Origin of the sequence: Enteractinococcus coprophilus (assembly GCF_006716305.1) — a bacterium.
Classification (GTDB): Bacteria; Actinomycetota; Actinomycetes; order Actinomycetales; family Micrococcaceae; genus Yaniella; species Yaniella coprophila.
This window is the reverse complement of the sequence record NZ_VFOU01000003.1, coordinates 292,331-316,569: the sequence shown is the minus strand read 5'-3', so window position 1 is coordinate 316,569 and position 24,239 is coordinate 292,331. Positions and strand designations below refer to the sequence as shown.

Annotated in this window: 20 protein-coding genes and 2 tRNA genes; 6 read left to right on the top strand and 16 right to left on the bottom strand. The window is 57.1% G+C overall.

What is annotated here, in order from left to right; all coding sequences use genetic code 11:
* Positions 1-10 precede the first annotated feature (10 nt).
* Positions 11-2,083 (top strand): RecQ family ATP-dependent DNA helicase, encoded by a 2,073-nt coding sequence (locus FB556_RS09485; RefSeq protein WP_141867088.1) that lies wholly within the window; start codon positions 11-13, stop codon positions 2,081-2,083.
* On the opposite strand, the gene FB556_RS09480 is transcribed toward FB556_RS09485, so the two are convergent.
* Positions 2,080-3,492: a phosphomannomutase/phosphoglucomutase gene (locus FB556_RS09480; protein ID WP_246057425.1), complete on the bottom strand. Its 1,413-nt coding sequence runs from the start codon at positions 3,490-3,492 to the stop codon at positions 2,080-2,082. The genes FB556_RS09485 and FB556_RS09480 overlap by 4 nt on opposite strands.
* A 34-nt stretch (positions 3,493-3,526) precedes the next feature.
* Between FB556_RS09480 and FB556_RS09475 the strand changes: the two genes are divergently transcribed.
* Both FB556_RS09475 and FB556_RS09470 read left to right on the top strand, forming a co-directional pair.
* Positions 3,527-4,864, top strand: coding sequence for an MFS transporter (locus FB556_RS09475; RefSeq protein WP_246057355.1), 1,338 nt, complete (start codon positions 3,527-3,529; stop codon positions 4,862-4,864).
* A 24-nt stretch (positions 4,865-4,888) separates the two neighbouring features.
* Complete coding sequence (locus tag FB556_RS09470; RefSeq protein WP_141867086.1) at positions 4,889-5,596, top strand: hypothetical protein; 708 nt, start codon at positions 4,889-4,891, stop codon at positions 5,594-5,596.
* A 75-nt stretch (positions 5,597-5,671) separates the two neighbouring features.
* Here FB556_RS09470 and FB556_RS09465 read toward each other — a convergent pair whose 3' ends face one another.
* Together FB556_RS09465 and FB556_RS09460 are read right to left on the bottom strand one after the other, a co-directional pair.
* The gene (locus FB556_RS09465; protein ID WP_211344019.1) at positions 5,672-5,986 is read right to left on the bottom strand and encodes an XRE family transcriptional regulator; all 315 of its coding nucleotides are present in this window, start codon (positions 5,984-5,986) and stop codon (positions 5,672-5,674) included.
* Between the two features lie 361 nt (positions 5,987-6,347).
* Positions 6,348-6,435, bottom strand: a tRNA-Ser gene (locus FB556_RS09460).
* A gap of 196 nt (positions 6,436-6,631) precedes the next feature.
* Here FB556_RS09460 and FB556_RS09455 point away from each other — a divergent pair.
* Complete coding sequence (locus tag FB556_RS09455) at positions 6,632-8,545, top strand: AMP-binding protein (RefSeq protein ID WP_141867084.1); 1,914 nt, start codon at positions 6,632-6,634, stop codon at positions 8,543-8,545.
* Here the strand turns inward: FB556_RS09455 and FB556_RS09450 are convergent.
* The 13 genes from FB556_RS09450 to FB556_RS09390 form a co-directional block, all read right to left on the bottom strand.
* Positions 8,542-9,300, bottom strand: coding sequence for an IclR family transcriptional regulator domain-containing protein (locus tag FB556_RS09450; protein WP_141867082.1), 759 nt, complete (start codon positions 9,298-9,300; stop codon positions 8,542-8,544). The genes FB556_RS09455 and FB556_RS09450 overlap by 4 nt on opposite strands.
* Positions 9,284-9,940 (bottom strand): 3-oxoacid CoA-transferase subunit B, encoded by a 657-nt coding sequence (locus FB556_RS09445; protein ID WP_141867080.1) that lies wholly within the window; start codon positions 9,938-9,940, stop codon positions 9,284-9,286. The genes FB556_RS09450 and FB556_RS09445 overlap by 17 nt, the downstream gene beginning before the upstream one ends.
* Before the next feature lies 1 nt (position 9,941).
* The gene (locus tag FB556_RS09440; protein ID WP_141867078.1) at positions 9,942-10,646 is read right to left on the bottom strand and encodes a 3-oxoacid CoA-transferase subunit A; all 705 of its coding nucleotides are present in this window, start codon (positions 10,644-10,646) and stop codon (positions 9,942-9,944) included.
* A 9-nt stretch (positions 10,647-10,655) separates the two neighbouring features.
* Positions 10,656-11,849, bottom strand: coding sequence for a thiolase family protein (locus tag FB556_RS09435; RefSeq protein WP_141867076.1), 1,194 nt, complete (start codon positions 11,847-11,849; stop codon positions 10,656-10,658).
* A gap of 181 nt (positions 11,850-12,030) precedes the next feature.
* On the bottom strand, positions 12,031-13,230 hold the full coding sequence (gene pcaDC / locus FB556_RS13920) for a bifunctional 3-oxoadipate enol-lactonase/4-carboxymuconolactone decarboxylase PcaDC (RefSeq protein WP_141867075.1): 1,200 nt from the start codon (positions 13,228-13,230) through the stop codon (positions 12,031-12,033).
* A complete protein-coding gene (locus FB556_RS09425) occupies positions 13,227-14,618 on the bottom strand; it encodes a lyase family protein (protein WP_170200433.1) in 1,392 nt (463 codons plus the stop codon). The genes pcaDC and FB556_RS09425 overlap by 4 nt, the downstream gene beginning before the upstream one ends.
* Before the next feature lie 96 nt (positions 14,619-14,714).
* Positions 14,715-15,308 carry a protocatechuate 3,4-dioxygenase subunit alpha gene (pcaG, locus tag FB556_RS09420; RefSeq protein ID WP_141867071.1) on the bottom strand — a complete coding sequence of 198 codons (594 nt, stop codon included), beginning with the start codon at positions 15,306-15,308 and terminating at the stop codon, positions 14,715-14,717.
* Positions 15,298-16,110 carry a protocatechuate 3,4-dioxygenase subunit beta gene (gene pcaH, locus FB556_RS09415; RefSeq protein WP_246057353.1) on the bottom strand — a complete coding sequence of 271 codons (813 nt, stop codon included), beginning with the start codon at positions 16,108-16,110 and terminating at the stop codon, positions 15,298-15,300. The genes pcaG and pcaH overlap by 11 nt, the downstream gene beginning before the upstream one ends.
* 26 nt (positions 16,111-16,136) lie before the next feature.
* Complete coding sequence (locus FB556_RS09410) at positions 16,137-17,327, bottom strand: 4-hydroxybenzoate 3-monooxygenase (protein ID WP_141867067.1); 1,191 nt, start codon at positions 17,325-17,327, stop codon at positions 16,137-16,139.
* Between the two features lie 98 nt (positions 17,328-17,425).
* Complete coding sequence (locus tag FB556_RS09405; protein WP_141867065.1) at positions 17,426-18,196, bottom strand: IclR family transcriptional regulator; 771 nt, start codon at positions 18,194-18,196, stop codon at positions 17,426-17,428.
* Positions 18,197-18,367: 171 nt separating this feature from the next.
* Positions 18,368-20,026: an SLC13 family permease gene (locus FB556_RS09400; protein WP_246057351.1), complete on the bottom strand. Its 1,659-nt coding sequence runs from the start codon at positions 20,024-20,026 to the stop codon at positions 18,368-18,370.
* Between the two features lie 276 nt (positions 20,027-20,302).
* On the bottom strand, positions 20,303-21,604 hold the full coding sequence (locus FB556_RS09395) for an MFS transporter (RefSeq protein ID WP_281280488.1): 1,302 nt from the start codon (positions 21,602-21,604) through the stop codon (positions 20,303-20,305).
* Between the two features lie 911 nt (positions 21,605-22,515).
* Positions 22,516-22,603: transfer RNA gene (locus FB556_RS09390), tRNA-Ser, on the bottom strand.
* 111 nt (positions 22,604-22,714) lie between these two features.
* Here FB556_RS09390 and FB556_RS09385 point away from each other — a divergent pair.
* Both FB556_RS09385 and FB556_RS09380 read left to right on the top strand, forming a co-directional pair.
* A complete protein-coding gene (locus FB556_RS09385) occupies positions 22,715-23,731 on the top strand; it encodes an NAD(P)H-quinone oxidoreductase (RefSeq protein ID WP_246057349.1) in 1,017 nt (338 codons plus the stop codon).
* Positions 23,732-23,742: 11 nt separating this feature from the next.
* Positions 23,743-24,198: a hypothetical protein gene (locus tag FB556_RS09380; protein ID WP_246057347.1), complete on the top strand. Its 456-nt coding sequence runs from the start codon at positions 23,743-23,745 to the stop codon at positions 24,196-24,198.
* Positions 24,199-24,239: the final 41 nt, after the last annotated feature.

Sequence of the window (24,239 nt, the reverse complement as noted above, 5' to 3'; positions counted from 1 at the left end):
GTTAACAGACATGGCTTTATACGATGACGCAACTCAGGTCCTATCCGAACTTGTCGGAAAACCCGCAACCTTCCACGATGGACAATACGAAGCGATTGAGGCCATCGTTGCTGATCGACGCCGCGGACTGGTCGTCCAACGCACCGGATGGGGAAAATCCGCCGTGTATTTCGTGGCTACCGCACTACTGCGCAAACAAGGCCACGGTCCCACACTGATCATCTCCCCGCTGTTGGCGTTGATGGCGGACCAGGTTGGTGCAGCTCAGCGAGCTGGCATTGTCGCCGAGTCCATCAACTCCACTAATGCGGCGGCCTGGGATGATATCTCCCAGCGGTTGGCACGTAATGAGATCGATGTCCTGCTCATTTCACCTGAACGACTCAATAACCCCGTCTTTCGTGATACCCAACTCCCGGATCTCACAAATCAGCTGGGACTGTTAGTTATCGACGAGGCGCACTGTATTTCGGATTGGGGTCACGACTTCCGCCCGGATTACCGCCGCATTAGTGCGGTGATCGACCAGTTGCCCAATACCCCAATTCTTGCCACGACGGCGACCGCAAACCAACGCGTGGTCGAAGACGTCATCGAACAACTCGGCGATAACGTGTTTGTCACCCGCGGTCCGCTAGCCCGTTCGTCTCTACGATTATCCGTCCTGCCGGTTGCCGATGCCGCCACTCGCATCGGATGGCTGATTGATCACCTGCAGGACTTTGAATCTTCTGGCATTATCTACACCCTGACCGTTGCGGCTGCCGAAGACATCGCCCAGGCCCTTAACGCAGCAGGACACAACGTTGCAGCCTACACCGGTGCCACGGCCGTCGAGGAACGCACCGAGCTGGAGGCTGCGCTCAAAGAAAACCGGGTCAAAGCCCTGGTTGCGACCTCAGCCCTGGGGATGGGCTTTGACAAACCGGACCTCGGATTTGTAGTGCACTTCGGGGCGCCGTCGTCACCCGTGTCGTATTATCAACACATTGGACGTGCAGGGCGTGGCACTGAGCATGCTGAAGCGGTCCTGCTGCCCGGTCATGAAGACCAACGGATCTGGGAGTACTTCGCAACCGCTTCGATGCCGGATGAAGACATCGCCCACCGGGTGCTTGAGGTTGCCTCGGAACCGCTATCTGTTCCGGCACTGTCGGCTCAAATCGATCTGTCAGCCTCGCGACTTGAACTGTTGTTGAAGATTTTGGCCGTTGATGATGCCATGGTGCGCGTCAAAGGCGGCTGGCAGGCCACCGGTGAGCCCTGGGTTTACGATGCGCAGCGGTATGCTAACGTCGCGACGCAACGCGTGGTTGAACAGGAGCTGATGCTGGAGTATCAGCGCACTCAACAGTGCCGCATGCGTTTCTTATCGGAAACTCTCGATGATCCCTATGCGGCCGACTGCGGGCGCTGTGATAATTGTGTTGGCGCCTGGCATCAACTGGAAATCTCCCAGGACGCTCGAGCACAAGCCAGCAGAGTGCTCTCGCGCCCCGGTGTGGAGATTGCACCGCGACGCATGTGGCCTACCGGGATGCCCAACCTTGGAATAGAACTCAAAGGCAAAATTAAACTGCAGGCCGAAGAAGGCCGAGCACTCGCCCGACTGACCGACCTGGGTTGGGGCGGGACGCTGCGCACCCTGCAGGACCCAGCCACTGATGATGCGCCGGTGAGCCAGGCGCTGGTCAATGCGGTCGTGGAAGTGCTTGCGGACTGGGACTGGGATCAGCGCCCGGTTGCCGTTGTCTCTATGCCTTCGCCGCACCGGTCGCAGCTGGTGAACTCGCTCGCGCAAGCGATCGCGCAGATCGGTCAAATGCCCTATCTTGGCCAATTGGCCTGGGACGGTCCCGTTGAAACCCCGGCGACGAACAGTGCCTTCCGGCTGGCACAGGTCATCGATCGCTATCACGTGCCTGAACCCCTTGGCCAGATGCTGGCAATGGCACCCGAGCCCGGCCCGGTGTTACTTGTCGATGATTTTGCCACCACCAAATGGTCGCTCACCGTAGCGACAGTCCGCCTTCGAGAAGCCGGCGCACTCGGCGTGCTGCCGTTGACCCTCGGGACGCTCTAGGAGCGGATAATGCCTAAGACGGTATCGCGCAACCACTGCATGGTCGCAGTATCCGGGGCTTCTGCATTGAATCGCAAGAGCGGTTCGGTATTCGATGGGCGGATATTAAACCACCACGACCCATCGATGGCAGCGACGGTTGTGCCGTCCATGGTAGAAATTTCGACTTCCACACCGGGATCAAATTCGGCTAACACCTTCGCGATCGTGGCGGTCTGGTCAACCACCTGGGAATTGATCTCCCCGGAGGCCACGTAGGGCGAATATTGCTGGGCCAGTTCAGATGCTGGTGCGTCTTCAGTGCCCAGCATCGCCAACACGTGCATGGCCGCGAGCATGCCGGTGTCGGCATTGAAGAAATCACGGAAGTAATAATGTGCCGAGTGTTCGCCACCGAACACTGCGCCGTGCTCGGCCATGTAGGCCTTAATGAACGAGTGCCCGACACGGGTTTTGATGGCACGACCACCAGCGGCCGCTACGGCTTCCGGGACGACCTTTGAAGTGATCAGGTTGTAGATAATTACCGGTGTGGTCTCCCCGGCAGCCTTCGCGCGGGCGATTTCACGAACTGCCACCATTGCAGTAATGGCCGATGGAGAAATCGGTTGCCCGCTCTCATCTACTACAAAGCATCGGTCGGCGTCGCCATCAAAAGCTAAGCCCAGATCAGCGTCATGTTCTTGGACTGCTAATTGCAGATCACGCAGGTTCTCCGGTTCGATGGGGTTTGCTGGGTGATTCGGGAACGTACCATCGAGCTCGAAATACAGCGGAATGATTTCGATGGGCAAGGACTCGAGCACCTGGTCACCCAGAACCGCTGGAGTCGTGTAACCGGCCATGCCATTGCCGGCATCCACCACAATTTTCAACGGCCGAATTGCGGACAGATCGACCAGAGAGCGTAAGTAGTGGGCATATTCTTTCAGGGTGTCGCGCTGTCGCACAGTACCGGGCTGGTCGGTGGCTTCAATGAAGCCAAGGTTCAGGTGTCCCTGGGCTAGCCGCTGAATGTCGGTTAGGCCGGTGTCGGAAGAAATCGGCACGGCACCGGCGCGCGTCATTTTCATGCCGTTGTACCCGGCCGGGTTATGCGACGCCGTAAAGACCACTCCCGGTGCGTCCAATACACCCGAGGCGTGATACAACATATCGGTCGAAATCAGGCCCAGTTGTATGACGTCGGCACCGGCTGCTGCAGCGCCGCGAGTGAAGGCTGTGACGTACTCTTCTGATGAGGGTCGCATGTCACCACCAACCAAAACCTCGGTTGCTCTCGTGACTTCGACAAAGGCAAAGCCTACGGCCAAAGCCACATCGGCATTAATCGTAGTATGTTCAATGCCTCGAACGTCGTAGGCCTTGAAACTTTCGGATAGGTTCAGTGCGGGCTGATCAAAAGCAATCTTCACAATTGCTGAGTCTAACCCGAAACGGCCCATGGCAGAGCAACCCGTGAGCATGCCGCGGATGGTAGACAATGATGAAGAAGGCCGAAGAAAGGTAGTTATGCACCCGCCGATCATTCCCGACGCGCACACGGGGCAGCTCTGGACGGGCCACGTCCCAAAAACTGCGGGATTTCGGCGTTTGATGACCGGATTGTTCTTCGCCGGTGTTGCGACCTTTGCACAACTGTATTCACCTCAAGGGTTGTTACCGTTGATCGCATCCGACCTGCACGTCACAGCTGACCAGGCCGCCTTGCTCATTTCGGCCTCAACCATCGGGCTTGCGCTAGCGGTCATTCCTTGGTCATTTGTTGGGGATCGTTTAGGCCGTAAGCCAGCGATGACAATCTCGATCGTTGCTGCATGCCTCTTTGGGCTCGGCGCAACGTTGGCCCCCACGTTCGGCATGATCCTGGGTTTCCGAATCCTTGAAGGCGTCGCGCTCGGTGGCGTCCCAGCATTGGCCATGGCGTATTTGAATGAAGAAGTACATCCGGCGGCAGCAGGGCAATCTGCGGGCACGTTTATTGCCGGAACAGTGTTGGGTGGTCTACTCGGCAGGATCGTTGCAGCGCCTGTCGGGGAGTGGTATCACTGGCGCATCGGCATGGGTGTGGTGCTCGTCCTGGCCATTGCCTCAGCGGTATGTTTTCTCATATTGACTCCTAGGGCGCAGAAATTTACCCCCACGACGACGTCCGCGCGACATGCCATTACGTCCATCACCACGAATCTACGTTCCCCGGTGCTGGTCGTGATGTACCTGCAAGGCATGTTGCTGATGGGTGGGTTTGTGGCTGTGTACAACTTCTTGGGCTTCTACCTCCTCGACGACCCGTTCAACTTGCCGGTCACAGTGGTCTCTTTAGTGTTCTTGGCGTACCTCATGGGCACAGTCAGCTCTCCGTGGACTGGACGCATGGCTGCGAAATATCGACCTTCCCGGGTGCTGATGGCACTGAGCGGCACGATGATCGTGGCTATCTTGTTGACGTTAGTGCCGAACCTTTGGGTGTTGTTAGCCGGTGTGCTGGTCTTCACCGGCGCGTTCTTTGGTGCGCACTCGGTGGCCTCAGGGTGGGCGGGAGCTGCAGCCGAAGGCGGCCGCGCACAGTCCACATCGCTCTACAACCTGTGTTATTACGCAGGATCATCGATCTTCGGCTGGCTCGGCGGGATCTTTCTGACCCGCTACGGCTGGGCCGGCACCGTTTGGATGACCGTGGGTCTCACGCTATGTGCGCTTGCGGCTACGGCATTGTTGTACGTTTTTGTTGTCCGACCGCGAATTAATGCGGCCCGAGAGCCGAACTCCACTCACACGTAGGGATCTGACAGTACAATGGGCGGCATGGAGTTCATTATCCCACTGCTGTTGCTTGTGGTTTCAGCGTTTTTGGTGTGGGGCCTTATCACGATTCTGGGCCGATCCGCTGGGCAGACCAGCGACGCCAAAGCCAAGTCAACCGCGAGCCCCCGGGGCAAATCACCGGCACTGTTTGACCGGATGTCAGAAGAAGGTGCGGCAGCCGCTTCTGCGCGCCTTGATGAAGACACTCACAACAAGGTGTACCGGTATCTAGCTGTGGGCCAATTAGCTCAGGCCGCCGAAATTTATCATCGAGCCACCGGGGTTGGCCGCATCGAAGCTTTCGTTGATGTGCAAGCGCTGTATCAGTTCCCTCAGGAACACGGTGTGGAAACACCACTGGAGGATGTGGCCGGTACTGATCCGTTCATCCCTGAGGACGACGCAGCCGATCAGCAGGTCACCGATCTGACGGTTCCATCCGAGTGGTTAGAAGAGGTCGCCGAGCTCCCAAAGCCGCAGCGGTTTGAAATCCAAATCCATCGAGGCGATGAAACCATTTCAATGTCGTCTGAAGATCTGGCACCCTGGATCCGCGATCAGATTGAGGCCATGGTTCGTGACGAGCGCTTCGACGATGCAGCTGAAACGCTGACGGAACACACTGCTTTGGAATTCACAGAGGCTCAAGACCTGATCAAAATAATCGCCCAGCAGATCCATGCTGCTGATGAAGAGGGCAAAGACTAAAGGCTTAGAGTACAGACAGCGAAAAGCGCCTTGGAAAAATTGTTTCCCAAGGCGCTTTTTGCTATCAAAAAGTCTTTAGACGTCGTCTTCTGCTACTGGGCCGCCTTCGGCCTCCCAGCGGTCAAGCTGACGGGTCTTGGACGATGAATGTTTTAGGCGGACTCCGTAGCCGCCGGCCTCCGAGTCGGGGAGAAAGAGTGCACCGTGGTGAATCAGCACGTCTTTGATAGCCAGCTTCTGGTCATCCGGGAGATTGAGGATACCGCGTTCGAATTTTCGGATCCTGCTGCGATCAATCCCAGTCTCGTCTGCGATGTACCAAGTTGAAATACCGACGAGTGCCCGACCAGCTCGTGCGAGTGCAGAATTGAAAACATCGTGTTGTGCCATAATCTTCGTTCCCATCTATCTACTGATCGAGGTAAATCGTTCGCTGTCTTTAGTGTGGCCCTATCTCTGCGGTGAGTGCAAGGGACGAATGACTTTCTCCTCTCCTTCCATAGTAGCCCCAACTTGGGATGACACCAGAGTTTTGTCATACAGCAGGGACCATTCTGCTTCAAAAGCAAGCACCCTGAGGTTTGCACCGGCAATGGTCGAGTAAAAGTGTGTACAAAGCAGCGGAAGAACTCCGACATCGTCGTCTCGGGCCACGCCAAAACGCAGCAGCCAAGATACAAAGATGGTCCACAGTACGCGAGGAAAAGCATGAAGCCCCGCAAACACCGAAGTGTTCGCAGGGCTTTCGCGGCGGAGGCGGGGGGATTCGAACCCCCGGTCCGCGTTACACAGACCCTTCATTAGCAGTGAAGTCCAATCGGCCTCTCTGGCACGCCTCCGGGTTATTCAAGCACAAAATGCGTTCAAATAACCCCTTTACCATAGCGAATGGAATCGATTTCGGCAAAACGAGCCGTTCGTCGTGTCGCAGCTACCGCAGCGTTGTGTAAGGCACATCACCAAAGTGTATTGTGTGACCCACGCAATGGATGCATAGTCAACCAAGACGGTTGAGATGGATAACGGAGACGCAACATGGTGCTAAGCCAAAAGCCAGGAACGGTATACCGAGCAACGTTTGAGCAGGCCCGCGAACAACCCGAAGCGTTTTGGTTGGAACAAGCTGCAGCGCTTGATTGGCACACGCCGCCCACCACTGCACTCGACTACGACGGTAAAGCACGATGGAAATGGTTTCCGGATGGCCAGCTGAACATCACCTACCAGGCCCTCGACCGGTGGGTCGCTGAAGGTCGCGGGGAGCAACCCGCCCTCATTTGGGATTCGGCTATGACACACCAAAAGATCACATACACCTATGCGGAACTGCTCGACAAGGTTGCACGTTTTGCCGGTGCGTTGCGGGCTCAAGGCATCGAACGCGGTGATCGTGTCTTGATCTACATGCCGATGATTCCTGAAGCCCTGATTGTCATGCTGGCGGTGGCACGACTTGGCGCAATCCATGTCGTCACCTTTGGTGGATTCGCCCCCAAAGAAGTCGCAACTCGGTTAGACGATGCTCGAGCGAAAGCCATCATTGCGGCCAATGGTGGGTTAGAACCGAAACGCGCGGTCCAGTATTTACCAAATGTCGCCGAAGCGATTTCTTTAGCGACGCATACGCCCGACGTCGTCATTATCAAACAGCGTCCTGAAATCGACGACAGGATCACCGATTTCGATGAAACCTGGTTGGATTTTGACATGCAGTTGTCGGGTCACGAACCAGTCGATGCGGTACCGGTTGCTGCCACCGACCCGTTGTATTTATTGCATACCTCCGGGACGACGTCCAAGCCCAAGGCGGTCATCCGGGATCACGGGGGCTATGCGGTGGCCGCCTCCTGGTCCGTGCCAAATATCTATGATGTAGCCCCAGGTGAGATCATGTTTGTGGCCTCTGACGTCGGCTGGGTGGTAGGCCACACCTACATTGTTTATGCGCCGCTGGTTTCGGGAGCCACCACGGTGGTGTACGAAGGCAAACCCGTGGGCACACCGGATGCGGGAGCCTTCTGGCGGGTAGCTTCCGAACACAACGCCAAGATGATCTTCTCCGCCCCGACCGCATACCGGGCAATTCGAGCTGCTGACCCGTCGGGGGAGCAATGGAAACGCTATGACCTGTCCAACCTGGCCACGATTTTCTCCGCCGGTGAGCGCCTGGACGAGGATACGTATCACTGGTTGGGGACGGTGACGGGTAAACCCGTGGTGGACCACTGGTGGCAGACGGAAACGGGGTGGCCGATCGTAGCGAATCTGCAGGGGCTGGATCCGATGCCCCTGAAGGCCGGTTCGCCGTCGGTCCCGGTGCCCGGATATGACGTCGGGGTTGTCAACCCATTAGGGGAGCCCGTCGAACCGGGAACGGAAGGCAATATTGTGATCAAACTGCCGCTACCCCCGGGTGCCATGGTCGGGCTATATGGTGAACCAGAGCGGTTCCAGTCCTCGTATTTGGCAGCGTTTCCCGGCTACTACGAGACCGGAGATACCGGATACATCGATGCCGACGGTTATGTGTTTGTCCTCGGGCGTTCCGATGATGTTATTAACGTGGCTGGGCACCGGTTATCGACGGGGACATTGGAGTCGGTGATTGCTGAGCATCCGGCGGTAGCGGAAACCGCGGTCATCGGGGTGACCGATGAGATCAAGGGGCAAAAACCCGTAGCCTATGTGGTGTTAACCGCAGACGCCGATATCTCCCAAGAGCAGCTCGTCAAAGAGCTGGTGGCCAAGGTGCGACACGATTTTGGTGCCGTAGCGGCATTTCGGGATGTGGACATTGTTTCGGCACTGCCCAAGACACGGTCGGGTAAGATTCTGCGCCGCACGATGCGCTCGATCGTGGAGGGTGAGAACGTATCCGCCCCGGCGACTATTGATGACGCCGGAGTACTCGACACGTTTGCTTCGCAAGCGACCCGCTGGGAGGCCTAAAGAGCGTTAGAGACCTCATCGGCAGCCGCCTGCAGCGGTGGTAGCAGTTCAGTGAGGTCCTCTGGGGCCTGGGAGGTCACCGCGACTGAGGTGTTCATGGCTGCCACCGTGACACCGGCGCGGTTGCGAATCGGCACGGCTACGGAAGCTAGCCCGACTTCGAGCTCTTCTTTGACTACGGCATATCCTTGTTTACGAATCTGGCCGAGCTCAGACCGCAAGGCTGCCTCGTCGGTCAGCGTCCGATCGGTCACGTCCGTGAGGTCGGCCGCCGCGAAATACTCATCCAGCTTCTCGGCTTCGAGTCCGGCCAGTAAGACCCGACCCATCGAGGTTGCATAGGCCGGAAATCGGGTACCCACGGTGATATTAATGCGCATAATCGACGTGGTTTCCTGGCGGGCGATATAGACGACGTCGGTGCCGTCCAGCACCGAAACGGATGTCGACTGGCCAAGCTCTTGAGACAGGTTCGCCAACACCGGATCGACCAGTTCGACCAGTGGCTGAGAGGCCAGATAAGCAAAGCCGAGATTCATGACCTTGGGCGTGAGCGCGAAGTGTTTATCGTTAGCGCGCATGTAGCCGAGACTCACTAAGGTGTGCACAAAACGGCGTACCGTGGCCCGCGACAGCCCGGTGGCTTCTGCGACCTCGGTCAGTGTCATCCGTGGCGTTTGCCCGAAGGACTCGATCACCTCGAGGCCCCGGGCAAACGACTGGACGAACAGCGCGGAATTAGTTGCCGGTTGCATCAACGAATTCGATGTCGGATTTGGAGGTCAGTTCCTCAAAGGTCAGCCCGAAGAGAGCTTTGACGGTAACGGTCCCGGACTCTGAGAGTTCAAAGATCCCGTGATCGGTATATACCCGCGACACACAGCCCACGCCGGTCAACGGGTAGGTGGCCTTCGGCAGCAACTTGATCTCGCCTTCACGGGTAAACAGGTTCATCATGACATAAACCTGCTTGGCGCCAATGGCTAGGTCCATGGCGCCGCCAACGGCTGGAATCGCATCTGGTGCACCGGTGTGCCAGTTGGCTAGATCGCCGCTCGCAGAGACCTGCATAGCACCCAACACACAGACATCCAGGTGACCGCCGCGCATAATCGCAAACGAGTCAGCCTGGTGGAAGAAGGCTGCGCCGGGGGTTTCGGTGACCGGGATTTTGCCGGCGTTGATCAGATCACCGTCGATCTCATCGTCTTCGGCGGCACGACCCATGCCCAGCATTCCGTTTTCGGTGTGCAGGGTGACGTCGTGTTCTGCCGTCAGATAGTTCGATACCAGGGTCGGTTGGCCGATGCCCAGGTTGACGAACGAACCGGATTCGATGTCGTTGGCAACAAGTTCGGCCAGGGTATTACGGTCAACGCGTTCATCACGTAGCATGTTAGTTTTTCGCTCCTTGTTCACGTGCGGCCAGGGCGGTGGATTCGGTTTCGATGGCCACCATGACGTCGGTGTAGATCGACGGGGTCACAATGTTTTCGGGATCTAGGGAACCGGTCGGCAGGATCTCTTCGACTTGCACGATGGTCTGTTTGGCGGCGGTAGCCATCATCGGACCGAAGTTTCGCGCAGTCTTGCGGTAGATCAGGTTGCCCTTCTCGTCGGCTTTGAACGCCTTGATCAGTGCGACGTCACCGTGAATCGGGTATTCCAGCACGTAGTTGCGGCCGTTGATTTCCCGGGTTTCTTTGCCCTCGGCCAGCATGGTGCCATAACCGGTTGGGGTGAAGAACGCTCCAATTCCGGCACCGGCAGCACGCAGGCGCTCGGCGAGGTTGCCCTGTGGTACCAGCTCAAGCTCGATTTCCCCGGCCCGATAGGCCTCATCAAAATGCCAGGAGTCGGACTGTCGGGGGAATGAACAGATGATCTTATCTACGCGGCGTTCTTTGATGAGCAGCGCGAGCCCCTCATCGGCCTGACCGGCGTTATTATTGACGATGGTCAGGTTCTTGGCGCCGCCCTCGAGCAGCGCGCCGATCAGTTCCATTGGCTGACCGGCGTTCCCAAAACCACCGATCAAAATGGTGGAACCGTCGTCGATATTGGCAACGGCTTCGGCAGCGGATTCTACAATCTTGGTCATATTGTTCCTTTACTCAGTGGCGTCTTCGTTTTCAACGACCATGGCAACTCCCTGGCCGACACCGACACACAGTGCGGCGACACCCCAACGGCGGTTTTCGGCTTTCAGACGGCGTGCCAGGGTTCCCAACACACGCGAACCGGAAGCACCCAGCGGGTGGCCCAGAGCAATCGCGCCGCCCCAGGCGTTGACGCGCTCGTCGTCTAAGGCAATGCCCCACGAATCGAGGTTCACAAGCACTTGGGCCGCGAAGGCCTCGTTGAGTTCGATTGCCCCGACCTGGTCCCAGGTAATACCGGCCCGTTCTAGTGCGAGGTTGGCGGCTGGCACGGGGGCTTCACCGAAGTACTGTGGCTCATTGGCTGCTGCACCACGAGAGACAACGCGCACCAGCGGATCAGCACCCAGGGTGTCGGCGGCGGCTTCGGAACCCATCAGTACGACGCCGGCACCATCATTCATCGGTGAGGCGTTGCCTGCGGTCACGGTGCCGTCTTCTTTCCGGAAGACGGTGCGCAAACCTGACAGGGTTTCCGGGGTGCTGTCGGGACGGATGGTTTCATCGCGGGCGACGTCGTCGACTGCTACCACCAGGTTGTCATAGTGGCCGGCTTCCCAAGCGGCATGTGCACGCTGGTGCGACAGCGCTGCGAACTCGTCCATGCGTTCGCGGGAGACATCGTATTTGTCCACGAGCTGTTCAGTGGCCTCGCCCAGGGAAACCGTGTATTCAGCTGGCATCTTCGGGTTGACCAGGCGCCAGCCCAGGGTGGTCGAGACCATCTGGCTATTGCCGGCCGGGTAGGCGCGTTCAGGTTTTGGCACGACGTACGGGGCGCGTGACATGGATTCGGTGCCACCGGTGATCACCAGGTTATTGTCGCCGGCACCAATCGAGTAGCTGGCGTGGAATGCGGCGTCCAGTGAGGAGCCGCACAGTCGGTTGACGGTGACCCCCGGAATCGAGGCGGGTAGCCCAGCAAGCAAGGTGGCCATGCGAGCGACGTTGCGGTTTTCTTCACCGGCACCGTTAGCGTTGCCAAACACGACGTCGTCGATCTTGGTCTGATCAAGATTTGGGTAGCGTTCTAAAAGTTTGGTGATGACGGTCGCGGCCAGATCGTCTGGGCGGACCTTGGCGAGGCCTCCGCCCATTTTTGCAAATGGCGTGCGCACTGCGTCGTAAACATATACCTGCTGCATGATTCCTTCCGAGCCTGAAGCAAAGGTTCATCACGTTCGCTGTGCGAACATGAGTTCGTTCTGTGACTTTTCCAGTCTAGCGGTGGATATCACACATTGAAAGTTCTGGTGCGAAATTAGTCACCCCGCGAACGACAAAGCCCGGTCCAATTCCTGGACCGGGCTTGCTCACAACAGCTGGTTAGCCTTCGTGTTCGTCGTATTCGGCGAGGGCTTCTTTAGCCACAGAGAAAGCGACATTTGCGGCCGGAACCGAACAATAGATCGCGGTCTGTAACAGGATCTCTTTGATCTCATCAACCGTCAGGCCGTTGCGGCGGGCTGCTTTGACGTGCATGGCCAGTTCGTCCCAGTACTTGCCAGCAACCATCGCGGTGATGGTGACCGCCGAGCGCATCCGACGATCCAGGCCTGGGCGGGTCCAGATGGTGCCCCACGCGTAGCGGGTGATCATTTCCTGGAAGTCGGAAGTGAACTCATCGGCGGTAGCGGTGGCACGATCCACATGTGCATCGGAGAGGACTTCACGACGCACGACCATGCCGGCGTCATAAATTTCCCCGATGGTCTGGTCCTGATGAGTCTGCTCGACATTCTGACCCGAGAAGAAGGCGTGCAAAATGCTTGCGGTGGCCTGGGGGTCTTCGGTTGGGCCCTGGTGGCCAACGTTTTCTAAGACGGCTGCCTGACCGTTTTGCACAGCCGAAGCCACCGCGCGGGCATGCTCGGGTGGGGAGACGGTATCTTGGTCTCCGGCCAGCGCGAGCAGGGGAGTGGTCACTTGGGCCAGCTCCTCGGACATATCGAATTCTGACAGTGCGACCGAGGCGTGAGCATAAGAGAATCGGTCGGCGTTTTGCAGCGAGTGCAGCAGTGCCGTTGAATCGGTCGGGTTTTGTTCGATGAACCCATCAGCAAACCAGGTTTTGGCGGAGCGTTCCACCATGGCGGGAGTGCCGGCCTTGGCCACGAACTCAGCGCGCTCCAGCCAAGCATCCGCAGTGCCGAATTTCGGTGAGGAGCAAACCATGGCGATACGGTCAAAGATGTCACCGTGGCGCAGTGCCAGGCGTTGGGCAACGGCGCCACCCAGTGATACCCCCGCAAAGAAAACCTGGCGGTCGGTTTCACCACGTGCTTCTGTGGCGAGTTCGGCGACGGCGTCTGCCAGACCATCCAGTGTCCACTGTTCGGTCGAAGGTTCGGAACGTCCGTGACCGGGCAGATCATAGCCCACAATTTCGTAATACTCGGCGAGCAGCTGGGCGGTCTTACCCCATAGCGGTTCGACCGCAGTGCCCAGGCCAGGACCCAGGACTAACAGGGGTTTGGCCGGATCTGGTGCGGTGAACTGAATACCGGAGATCGTAGGTTGACTCATGTACTCCACTTTCTATAACGCGAATTGACTTCTGCCACGATGGACGCGGCTCCTCCCATATATCCGGAAGGATCTAATACTTTGTTGACGGCGCTGACACTGACGACACCCTCGGGCAGCTTGGCCGCAAGCGTTTCGGCCAAATCATCGCCATTGGCAATGGCCTGCTGGCAGGTTTCTTGGACGAGTTGCTTGCCGGTGCCCTGCGGGATATCCTCGTGGGCCTCCACCACGGGACCCAGCCACTGGGTGATTCGTCCTAGCATCAGATAGTTACCGTGAATCTCCAGGTTCCCGCGCATGGCGTCCGGGAACACTTCCAGCCCGGCGGTCAGCTCGGCAAGAATCTCGGTGACGGCGCCGGTGGTGCGCAGCAGGTCGCGAAACGCAGCCCACTCGGTGTGCCAGCCACCGTCGGCACGCTCGGCGGTATTGGCGATGATGCCGGTGTGGAGCGTGTTGAGATCCCCGGCTGCGACCTGGGCTGCGGTTTTCAGCCGGATGGACAGCACCGGGTTGTTTTTGTGCGGCATCGCCGACGAACCACCCCGGCCCGGTGCGGTGGGTTCAGCCAGTTCGGCCTGCTCCGCTTGTACTGCCGTGAGGACATCGTTGGCCAACTTGGCTGCCGCAGCAACCACCTGGAATGCCGATTGGGCAACGGTGGTGACTGGAATGCGGTTGGCATGCCACACCGAGGCTGCGACCAGGCCAAGTTGCTCGGCCAACAGGTCGCGCTGGTGGTTCACCAGTGCCATCGGATCGGTTTCGGGTTGTTCTGCACGAAAATAATCCACCCACCAGGTCGAAGTTCCCACAGCACCGCCCCACTGCAAGGGCAGGTTGTTCAATACGGTCTCCAAGTGCTGGCCGGCGCTGCCCAATGCTTCAACCCACTGGGAGACCCGGTAGCCAAAACTAATCGGCTGAGCGTGCTGATCCAACGACCGTCCGATCATCACCGTTGTCGCATGCTGTTCGGCAAGGTTTATGAGCTGGTGCACAGAGGTTTTCAGTTGCTGCAGCGCATGATTCCCCACTCGGGCTGCCAGCAGCATCAACGCGGTATCGATAATGTCCTGGGAGGTGGCGCCCCGATGGACATAGACGGCCGCATCCGGATCGGCTTCGGCGACCTTGTCCCGCATGGCAGATAACAAGGGGATCAGGGCGTTGGCGCCGTCCGGGGTGGCATTGGCAATGGCCACCAGGTCGTAGTCGTCGATATCCGCTGCTGCCGCAACCGCACCGGTGATGGACTCAGGAGCCGTACCAAATTCTACTTGTGCTGCACACCAACCCACTTCGACATCGAGCATCGCCTGGGCAAAAGCGGTATCTGAGGTAAGTTCTGCCGCGCGGGTGCCCGCCCAGACTGGGTTGAGCAAACCGAAATCGTACACGTGGGTGCATCCCTTTCTTACAATGGTCTGGACACAACGATACCCGCCCAGTAGAACGGGCGGGTATCAAGTCAGTGAAACCTAGGGTTTCGGATAGGTCATCCCAGGGAACTGGAAGAACACGGTTTCGTTGTCACCCTGAATGTGAATGTCCAGGATCAGGCGTTTGCCGTCGCGCTTGGCGATCACGGTTTCTGCACGGTCCCCCAGAGCTGCAATCGTTGGATCGTTTTCTAAGCCCTCGGTGTCTGGAATATAGGCGCGGGTGTGCAGCTTATTCAGCAGCCCGCGGGCGAAGACGACAACGTGAATAAACGGCGCTTTGCCGTCCTCCGTTGGACCGGGCTCTACGGTGGTGAAACGGTACGTGCCGACGTTGTCGGTCGTGGCGCGGCCCCAGCCGGTGAACACGAAGGGATCGCGGATCAGCGAACCGTCCTGGGTGGGGATGTTGCCGTTTTCATCGGCTTGCCAGATTTCTAGCATCGCATCTGGGATGGGATCGCCTGCGCCGTCGTAAACGGTGCCGGTCAGTTGGATTGCTCGCTCATCGCTGGCAGGTACGAGGTGCTGGCCGTTTTCGAACGGGAGGTGGACATTCTCGGCGGCGTTGAAGTACCCAAAGAATGGGCCAATGGTTTGGCCGGGGGTTGGGGTCAGGTCATTAGTGGTCATGGTCTTCGTCCTCCATCCAGGTACGCTGCGAACCGGTCAAAACGATGTCAAAGGTGTAGCCGGTGTTCCATTCGTGGCTGGTAACCGAGTGGTCATAGGTTGCCACCAGGCGATCACGAGCTTTCTGATCGGTGATGCCCTGGTAGATCGGGTCCAGCGAGAACAATGGATCGCCCGGGAAATACATTTGTGTGATCATCCGCTGGGTGAAATCGGTGCCGAATAACGAGAAGTGAATGTGCGCAGGACGCCAGGCGTTATGGTGGTTCTTCCACGGGTACGGGGCTGGTTTGATCGTGGTGAATTCATAGGAGCCATCCTCACCGGTGATCGCACGGCCGACACCGGAGAAGTTCGGATCGATTGGTGCCGGGTGCTGATCGCGTTTGTGAATGTAGCGACCGGCAGCATTGGCCTGCCAGATTTCGATGAGCTGATTCCGGACTGGACGGCCATTGCCATCGATGACCTTGCCACGGACTTTGATGCGTTCACCAATGGGTTCGCCGTTATGCTGGATGGTCAGATCCGATTCCAAAATGTGTACGTCGCGGTGACCAAAAGCTGGGGAGTGCAGCTCAATGGTCTCCGGGTCAGTGTGGTGTAAATCTTTGGTTGGGTGACGCAGCAATGAGGACCGGTACGGTGGGTAGTTCAGGCGCGGCTGAGTCTCCTCCTTGGAAGCATCAGCTTCGACACTTGCGCGGTAGTCCGTTTGGATCTGGGCAATTTCGGCGTCGATGGTTTCTTGGGGGTCTGTTGTAGCCTGCGGATCAAGGCGGGCCGTATTTTGTTCAGGCACTTTGCACATCCTTTCGTATCGGTGGGTTATTCGTGGGGCCAGCCGCAGTATGATTCGGCTAGATATTGACGGCCATATTTGGAACCGACCACGGTTTGGAGTTCACCGATGGCGCGACGGGCTTCAAATGAGGTGGCGTCGTTACGGGTGTGTAACATGCTGGTCATCCAGTATGAGAAGTTCTGGGCTTTCCAAACACGTTTTAACGCAGTTTCGGAGTAGCTATCAATTCCGGTGGTGTCGCCCGACTTGAAGAATTCCTCTAAAGCGTTGAATAGTACTTTGACGTCAGCAAACGCCAAGTTGAGTCCTTTTGCTCCGGTGGGCGGGACGGTGTGACCAGCATCGCCAGCTAAGAACAGGTTACCCCAGCGCATTGGTTCGGCGACGAAGGAACGGAATTTTAAAACAGTCTTATCGAAGATCGGCCCGCGCTTGAGTTGGAAGCCATCTGGGCCATCAACCCGAGCCTGGAGCTCTTCCCAGATTTGATCTTCGGTCCAATCATCGGGGTTTTCATCCGGGTCACACTGGAAGTAGTGGCGCTGGACGGTTTCGTTACGCTGGGAAATCAAGGCGAAGCCCCGAGGGGAGTTCGCATAGATGAGTTCTTCGGCGCTTGGTGGGGCTTCAGTGAGGATGCCAAACCAGGCAAAGGGGTACTCGATCTTGTGCTCTTGGCGGGTGTCCGATGGAATGACACGGCGACAAAACGACCGCGATCCGTCCGTACCGACGATGATGCGCGCCTGGATAACGCCGTCTTTTCCTTGAGCGTCAGTGTAACGAATCTTGGGCTGATCGGTTTCGGCGTCTTCGATACCGGTCACAGTGTGCTCGTAGCGCACGTCGCCGCCGTCTCGAGCACGAGCTGCGGCTAGGTCAACAAAAACCTCGTTTTGCGGATACAGCCACACGGAAGCATCGACGAGGGCTTTGAAGTCAATACGGTGTGATTCGCCGTTAAACCGTAGATCAATACCGTGATGCTCATAGCCGATGTCTTTAATGCGGGAGTCCACACCGTAATCGGTGAGCATTTCAACCGCACCAGTTTCTAAAATCCCGGCGCGGTGGGTGTTTTTGATCGTCTCATGGTCACGGGTTTCCAGCACAATGTTGTCAATACCAGCTCTGGCCAGCAAGTGCGACAGCATCAGTCCAGCCGGGCCGCCGCCTACAATGCCAACCTGTGTGGTTTCGCTTGGTGTGGTCATTCAAACTCCTGTTGATTCAACCTCAAGGTGTTTTCTCATTGATCCAAGTGTCCGACATCGCAGGTGGTGCGCGCCACTGCATTCTCACGAGGTGAGAATTACTCGGTTTTGGTGACAGGCTGCAGTGCCCGGGTCAGTCCGCGTGAGGCTGCCATTAATACCGGAATGACTGCGGAGCGCTGCTCAAATTCGTTAGGGATCACCACGGAAATCGCAGCGATTGCTATGCGATGCCGTCCTGAGGGTTTATCGAATACCGGCACCGCGGCGCCGGTTGTGCCGTCGTCAAGCATGCCCTCAAGCATCACGAAACCGTCACGTCGGATCTTCGCCAAAGTGTTGGTGATACTACCGGTAGTGGAGTAGGTCATGTCTCGTGCGGCGGGATACATAGCGAAGTACTCCTCGACGACGTGGTCTGGTTGGAAAGCAAGTTGTGCCAGCCCCATCGATACGGTGTGAATGGGCATACGAGTGGCCACGGTTGCCTGGTTCACCACGGAGTTGCGGGACGATAGCCGTTCAACTACCAGGACCTCAAGGTCGTCGAGGACCGATAGCTGGGTGTGTTGTCGGAAGATCGATTGGACGTCGTCGAGAAAAGGCATAGCCGCAGTTCGCAGGCTCACGGCAGGGGAGGATCGTGCAGCCAATTCCCACAGCCGCATTCCTAGTCCTATGCTGCCATCTGGATAACGCGCCAGGATATCTTCTTGCGCCAATTGGCCAACCAACCGATACGCCGAAGCCAGCGGGATAGTAGTCAGCCGGGATAATTCGGCCACAGATAATTGTGGGCGGCGGGCATCGAAAGCCGACAGGATTCTTAAGACGCGATCCAGCACAGTATCTTTATCGGGTGTAGTCATTCGTCCATTGAGTGTAATGTTTCGTGAATAATAAGAAACTCTACAGCTCAGGAGCGTTGGCGCCCTGAGTCGAGGCTCGCCAACACGATCGCTGGTTTTCACGGTAGATAGGCGGGGCAAACGGTATCGCTCATAGGCTATTCGCACGTTGGATCGCCAGTCTGGTCTGATCTAATAGGCAATGCCGAAGACCCAGACCAACAAGGTCATAGCCGTGATGGTGATCAAGATGGCTGCGACCACATTAATCAGCGCCCCACCTTTGACCATCTGGCCAATTGTGACATAGCCCGAACCGAAAGCGATCGCATTCGGTGGGGTCGCCACCGGCAGCATGAACGCACACGTGGCTGCCAAGGCAACCGGTGCGGTGAGCATCAACGGCTCGACACCGGTACCTAATGCAATACCGGAGGCCACTGGCAAGAACGTCGCTGCGGTCGCGGTATTTGAAGTCATTTCTGTCAGGAGGAGGATCCCGACAGCACACAAAGCAACCAACACCCAGACCGGCACTCCAGCTAGTCCTTCTACTTGTGTCCCTAACCATTCGGATAACCCGGAATCAGAAAACTGCGACGATAGTGCTAAACCGCCGCCAAACAGCAACAGCACACCCCAAGGCAGACTCAGTGCAGTATCCCAATTTAACAGCCGAACACCTTTGGCTGCACCGCCCGGTAGCAAGAACATTGCCAGTCCAACAACCATGGCAATACCGGCGTCGGAGATCAGAGGCCTGTCGAGGCCTAAGATGTATTCGGAGATTAACGGAATCAGCACCCAGGAAATGGCCGCGATGATGAAGACAATTAACACCGTTAATTCGCCTCGAGACATCGGCCCCAGTTTTCTGAACTCATTGCGAATGAGTTCAGCGCCGCCGGGGATTTCATCGAGTTCCGGTTTAAACATGATCTTTGTCAAAATAAACCACGCACCGAACATCAGCACGATCGATAAAGGTACACCTACCAGCATCCAGCGCCCAAATCCTAGTTCCAGATCATGGTTGGCGGCCATGTGCGCTGCCAGCAGGGCGTTCGGCGGGGTACCAATAATGGTGCCGAGAGATCCGATGGATGCAGCGTAAGCGATGGCAAGCATCAAACCGGTGCCGAAGTTTGTTTTTGCAACTTGCTGAGTCTCTTCCACGGTGGCATGGGTCTCTGCGCCTGCAGTAATAACTTGTTGGGTGTCCTCGCCATCGGCCATGCGCTTGACCAAGAGCAGCACCGAAATGCCAATGGGCAGCATCATCACTGCGGTCGCTGTATTCGATACCCACATCGATAGAAATCCGGTGGCAATCATAAACCCGGCGATCAATGCTTTCGTGTTGGAGCCCATCCAGCGTAAAACCAGCAGTGCGATACGTCGGTGTAGATTCCACCGTTGCATACCTAAGGCAAGTAAGAAACCTCCCATAAATAAGAAGATCACGTCGTTGCCGTAGTTGGCACCGATCTCTGAGACCGTGACACCGCCGTCGGATTCATCGGTCGGGACCGCCAATGGGAAGATAATGAGCGGTAACAATGCCGTTGCGGGAATCGGGATGGCCTCGGTCATCCACCATACCGCCATGAGCACTGCCGTAGCGGCTGTGAGCCTGGGCCAAACCGCCAGCTCGGTTGGCATAATCAAGAAGATTAACGCCGCCGCGACCACGCCACCGATCAAACCAATAATGCGACGCCGATGTTCTCGCCGCTCTACAGCTTCGGCACGCATCCCCTCGGAGGTTTCTTGTTCCGTCGCTGTTTGCTCAGTTGGGCTGTGGTGATTGGCACGTGTGGCGGCTTGGTCTGAATGCTCGTCGTCGGTCACGGTGGTCCCTCCAAGACTGGGTGTGGCAGTCGGGTGACTTAACCGACTGGGTCTACATCCATGGTAGCCAGACTATGGGAGCCTAGGATACGGCTCAAAGCCACGGCGCGAAACTGATCGGCCGCCTGGGATATCGCTGATGGGAACGCTCGGAACTTCGGTGGTTCATCCGGGGTGTCCAGTACGTCATGTGGTGCCGTTTCGTTGAGTCAGTTAGTAAATGCCAAGGGCAAGATACAAAAATTGCCTCATGCCCTTGGCCTCTGGAGACAGTGGTTAGGAGATACTGACCATATCTCTCTTCGAGTGTGCGCGTTGGGCGAGCACATCTTCTCTTGCACGAGCAAGCGTCTTGAGTGGGATGCGAGATTCTTTAGCCATGAAGATCCCGAGGATACTCAGAGCAGATAGGCCAGCGATCAACCACCAGCCCAGTGCGGAGCTGCCCAGCTGGGTGCCCAGAGTGTAAACATATGGGAAGACCACAGCACCCAGGTTGCCAAGGGTGAGAACCAGCCCCAGTGCGGTTGCAAAATCCTGACGAGAAACCTCTTCAGGGTATTCAGAAGGTGACACACTAGCAGGGGAGAGATACATCATGCCAAACACACCGATGAGCGACAATACGATCCATAGCATCACGCTGTTGACCAGCGGGATCAGTGCTAGCAGTGCAACGATAATGACGGCAGGAATCCACAGGGTGGAGAGGAATCGCTGAGCGCGGTCAGCAAAGATACCACCCAGGATTGAACCAGGGATACCAATGAGCAGCATGACGAGACCCAGGAGGCTTGCGTTGGCCGGGCTGAAACCGTGTTCGGACTCGGCAAAGCCAGGGCCCAATTGCGAGACGGTGAAGAATGCGCCGTAGGCGGCTACGGAAACAATCCCGATACCCCACATGGTCTTGGATTTGAGGACCTGCATGGTGGAGCGCCAGCTAAATTCGTCCCCTTCGAGTTCGTCCATATGAGATGGAACTTCGATGAGCGCAGCGGCTGCGATAGCGATGATCAAGCCGATAGCTGTCGCGACCCACAAGCTGCTTCTCCAGCCCATGCTCTCCAAAAGTAGGGTCCATACGTACAAACCGATTGCAGAGCCGCCCGTTAGACCAAGGCCGTTGAGGATGCCTGCGACAAGTTTGCCGTTTTCTGGTTTCGACCAGTAATTACCGAGCGGGAAGATCGCTGCGACGACGAATGACATGCCGACGCCGCCGATGAATCGGGAGGTGAGCATGAAGCCGTAAGAGCCTGACAATGCGATGAGTCCACTCGACAGCGCAGTGACGATACCGCCCCAAACTGCGACTCGTTTCAAGCCCCATGCGGCGGCAGCGAACCCAGCCGGGATATGGGCCAAGGCATAGCCGAGGAACCACAGCGATACCATCAGCCCGACCTGGGAGTAACTCAAACCAAACTCGGCGGTCAGAGTGGAGTAGGCAGGAACCACTGCATACATCTGAAGCCCGTACGAGAATGCTAAGAGCGTCGAGATTGTGATGACTATGCCACCTGTGCGTCGCCTCGGCTTCTTGTTTACCGTGTTTACTATCGTTTCAGTCTTCAAAAAATAATCCTCCAGAAGTCGGGTGAATATCGGCGCAGATCAGAATCGTCGCTGGCGTACTTCCCTTCGTACTCAATCGGCCTGGGCCGAAAAGCGCATTACAAATAACCGCATCAAGATTGCGCTTCTTGACGCGGTCGAAGTCTCGTTGTTGAAACTTACAAAGCGGCTTCTTCCCCCGCCATGACGCGTGTCATCCCAGCCTGCTTATTACTGCCACTCGCATCGGATTTGTCGGTGAGCGAGGTGGCTTGACCCACTTTTCAACCATAGCGATTCAGACCGATTTGTAAACTCGGTGGTCATACTTCCGGCGGTTTTGAGGTATGAACTTGCAATTTGCGAGAAGAGTTCTCTCAGGTCACTAAGCGGCACAAGTATGCGCATGATGACTAGTTCTGGTAATGCGCTGAAAGGTAGTGCCCACTAGGCATTAGCATTCCTCAGAGCTCGCTGAAAGTTGCGGATGAGAATGCTGGAGATTGCAGCGAAAAGTGTGCTCCTAGTCCATCCTGGCTAAGATCTTTCAGCTGGTTCATTGCGGGCTGAATTCTCGTAACATTCGCCGAAACGTTCATCTAGAGAGTCCAAAACGTACCCTTCATGTGACCCAGATGCTTTTCAGCAGCAGTCGGTTGTGGGCTCAAATAGCCTCGGCAAATTCGACATCCGCGACATGATGCAGCTTCAAGCTAGGTGGTGTCCGCTTGGGATATGACGATCTGTACTCCAGCTTGAAAAGATGCAGGACGGCTCACAGCTGACGAAATGCAGCCGGCGCCTGATGCACTGCTCGCGACTTAAGCGAAACATCGTGTCGCGGTCTATGCGACCTCTGCTCTCGGTGGCGTGAAATCGCAGCTGATAAAAGCTTGGCTCCGGAATCCTTGAGATTCCGGAGCCAAATTCCGCGGATGGTGGGGGATTTGAACCCCCGGGACGGGATCGCCGCCCTCTGGTTTTCAAGACCAGTTCCTTCGGCCGCTCGGACAACCATCCAGACGAGGATTTATTGTACCTGGTTGCGGTAGTTGAAGCATAATCGCGCCTGCAGCGCCGCAATATACCACCTGTTGACCTGGGCGTCAGATAGTAGCCAAGATGAAAGGCATGTCATTACCTTCACAGATGCAAGCCATCCGATTCATTCCTCAGGCAGGGACCGAAAAAGCCACGAAGGACGCTCCAGCCGATATTCAGATGATGGAGCACGAAGTGCCCACCCCGCTGGCCGGTGAAGTTCTCATCAAAGTCGAAGCAGCGGGCATCAACAACGCCGATCTGCTCCAACGCAGTGGAGGGTACAACGTCCCTGAGGGCGCCAGCGACATCCCTGGGCTTGAAGTGGCAGGAAAAATTGCCGCACTCGGTGAAGGTGTTACCGCTTGGGACGTAGATGATCGGGTGTGCGCCTTGCTCGCAGGTGGCGGCTATGCCGAATACGTAGCAGTCGATGCTCGACAGGTTGTCCCAGTTCCGGAACAACTCGATGTGACAGAAGCCGCCGGCATCGTCGAGACTGCTGCCACGGTGTGGTTCAACGTGTTTATGACCGCGCAGTTTCAGCCTGGAGACTGGGTGCTCATTCACGGTGGCGCCGGCGGTATTGGCACAACAGCGATTCAAATGGTCAAAGCCATGGGTGGCAAACCCATTGCGACTGCCGGCTCAGATGCCAAAGTTGAGTACACCGAATTTCTGGGTGCCCACGGGATTAATTATCGGACCGAGAATTTTGTCGATCGCGTCCACGAGATCACCGACGGACACGGCGTCGACATTATTCTGGACATCATCGCTGGCCACTATGCCGACGATAATATGAAGGTGCTGGCTCATCGTGGTCGCTGGGTAGTGATCGGTACCCAAGGCGGCATCAAGGGTGAGGTGAACTTCCTGCGCATGATGGCAAAGCAAGCCGTGCTGACAGGCAATCTGCTGCGGCCGCGCACCGCTGCGGAAAAAGGTGAGATTCTGGCCGGCGTCGTCGAACATATCTGGCCACTATTAGCTGACGGGAGCATCGATCCACTCATTGCCCAAAGCTTCCCGCTGGCCGAGACCGCTGCAGCATATGAGCGGTTTAGCGAGTCGGACCGGGTTGGGAAAATTGTGTTGACAATGTGAGACACTAATACATGATGAGACCCCGTCCGTTTGCACGCCGTCGCGAGGCGAAAACCTTGGATAAGGAGCTTGGCACCCAGTTATGGCGCCAGGCTCATGATCGTTTCGCCCGGTCCCTGGACCGGTATTGGCAAGTCATCGATCCTGATCGTCCCGGGGGCCTCACGCAAGAAGAACTCAACGGGCTCATCAACGCCGGCAACATCTTGACCGAAGCATTGGTCACGGTGCGTACGATCTGCATGCTAGCCCGTCGTCGCTATGGTGAACACGACCTAGATATCCCTGCCGGGGCAGATGACATCCATCGCTTGTTGTCTCGAGCCGCAAACGATTTGGCTGCCACTGCCCAGGCAGCTGCGATGTATAAACGCGATCAAGCCAGCATCGACACGGTTGGGCGCCGCGCCGAGAAGGTTCTCGATTCAGTGCGAGCCGCCGCACAGGTGACCCACCCCGAGGACTGAAGCCAAGCGAGACCATGTGCGGCACGGGTCTGACAGGACTA